The sequence below is a fragment of the Planktothricoides sp. SR001 genome (assembly GCF_001276715.1).
GTDB lineage: Bacteria > Cyanobacteriota > Cyanobacteriia > Cyanobacteriales > Laspinemataceae > Planktothricoides > Planktothricoides raciborskii.
Window position 1 is genome coordinate 1 of sequence record NZ_LIUQ01000158.1, and the last position, 1,220, is coordinate 1,220.

The 1,220-nt window shown below is 43.0% G+C and carries 1 protein-coding gene and 1 pseudogene; both read right to left on the bottom strand.

The annotated features are described in order from the left end of the window. Positions 1 to 195 precede the first annotated feature (195 nt). Positions 196 to 417, bottom strand: a complete 222-nt coding sequence (locus AM228_RS34740) for a hypothetical protein (protein WP_369817816.1) — start codon at positions 415 to 417, stop codon at positions 196 to 198. A gap of 123 nt (positions 418 to 540) precedes the next feature. Continuing rightward, positions 541 to 1,220: pseudogene (locus AM228_RS31455) on the bottom strand (gas vesicle protein GvpN); the annotation flags it as partial.

A 1,220-nucleotide genomic window follows, 5' to 3' on the forward strand; every position in this document is an offset into this window, starting at 1 on the left:
ATCAGTTTTTGACGGCGAATCTGAAGTGTGGAACTTCGCACACTTGATATTTTATCTAAGGTGAAATGACGTAAACCTCCCTCTAACCGATTAGAACTCAAGCTGGGAATTTTCTGGCTTTTCGGAATGTGCTTCATCGTTCGGACTGAGATCATGGCTTTCTACGGCGCTCGATTGGGTTAAGGATTTTAAGGCTTAAAGTTCCGCTTCTAAGGTTTGGAGTCGGTTTGAAAGTTCTTGATTTTCTGCTAATAAAGCTTGGGATTGGCTATGGAGATAGGGGTCACCTTCCCACCAATTAATTCCCATCTCCCGTGCTTTATCAACAGAGGCAATTAACAGACGAATGCGGATATGCAGAAGTTCCGTAGAGGCGATCGAAGTAGAGGCGATCGAAACAGAAATATCGCCCCACAATTCCTTTATCTAAAACTCGTTCAAGGATATCCGCTAAACTCGAACCTTAAGTTGCCGTTGTCAGGGTGTTATTTGAGTGGGTTTTGAGCGGGTTGGCAAAAGTGGAGGAATTCACGGTTGGTTTCACTCAAAAAGAATATAAAACTGGTCTTGTTGTTTCAGCAAGTTCTTTTGCAGTAAAGAACGAATAGCTTTTTCTGCTTGATTTTGCTTGAGGTTTAAAGTTTTGTAAATTTCATGAAAGCTGGCTTTGTGGGTTTGCTCCAAATAATGATAAATTTTTTGTTCATGTTCCTTTAAAGGATCAGGAGGTAACGCACTGGCATCTGGACGCTCCGTTTCCTCTACAACGGGTAAGGATTCTGTCGGATTGCCGTTGAGAATTTCCCATAAAATGGTTGTCGATTTATCAATGGATAAATTCGTGCGCGACAAGAGAACATCTGCACAAATATCGCGGAAATCTGCGTGGTCTGGGGTAGCCACAATATCGTGTTCAGCGCAGACTTTGGCAATCATTAAACAAGAGCGCAAACCTGACGTTTTTTCCGCCGCAGTTTCCAGACGGAAGGTTTTGACGAGGTTGACAATAAATAAGGCATCTTCTCGACGAATTCCTGTTTTTTGGGCGATAATTTCAGTCTGAGTCAGTTCATCCGGTTCAGGCATATTAATTGTCACCAACCGATCCATTAAGGCGTCTTGGGTAGCATGAACCCCACAATATTCTTCCGGGTTGGAGGTAAAAATTGCCCGAAATTGAGAATGGACTTGCAGGTAATCGGGTTGATTACTACTCGGTG